Source organism: Nocardioides sp. CPCC 206348 (assembly GCF_048654705.1).
In the GTDB taxonomy this organism is placed as follows: domain Bacteria; phylum Actinomycetota; class Actinomycetes; order Propionibacteriales; family Nocardioidaceae; genus Nocardioides.
On the sequence record NZ_JBMCZA010000225.1, the window covers coordinates 27,164 to 27,723 of the forward strand.

At 64.5% G+C, this 560-nt stretch carries 1 tRNA gene and 1 pseudogene; one reads left to right on the top strand and one right to left on the bottom strand.

Annotated elements, in window-relative coordinates:
* A pseudogene (locus ACOADB_RS25500) lies at positions 1 to 282 on the bottom strand (LuxR family transcriptional regulator); the annotation flags it as partial.
* A gap of 98 nt (positions 283 to 380) precedes the next feature.
* Here ACOADB_RS25500 and ACOADB_RS25505 point away from each other — a divergent pair.
* Positions 381 to 453: transfer RNA gene (locus tag ACOADB_RS25505), tRNA-Arg, on the top strand.
* Positions 454 to 560 lie beyond the last annotated feature (107 nt).

The window sequence follows — 560 nt, forward strand, 5'->3', positions numbered from 1 at the left end:
CCAGCGCGCCGACTCGTCGATCAGCCGCGCGCCCTCGGTGCCGAGGGGCGTGACCACCCGCGACTGCGCATTGCTCGGCTCCACCGGACGCCAGGTCTTCCGGGTCTCGTCCAGCTGGAGCAGTCCGAGCTCGGTGAGCAGGTCGAACGCCCGTCGTACACGCGTCGTAGCGGCCAGCCGGGAGTCGTCAGCAGCGAGCCCGCCCTCGGCCAGGATCTGCTCGTAAAGTCTGGTTGCTTCGTCCTCGAAGAGCTCCCGGTCTTCGGGGTTCAGGCCGGTCATGGCGACATGCTTCCACACCCGGCGTACGACGACAGGTGGTCGTGATTCGGCATCGACCCGCGCCCTCGGCTATTCTCGTCCGGTCGCGCAAGCGATGAGCGCCTGTAGCTCAACGGATAGAGCATCTGACTACGGATCAGAAGGTTTGGGGTTCGAATCCCTACAGGCGCGCAGATCGGATTCACCGCATGACCTGCGCAAACAGGTTCAGAGGCCCACTTCCCCGAACGGGAGGTGGGCCTTTCTCGGCCCAAAAACTGGCTCAAAAACTATTCGGG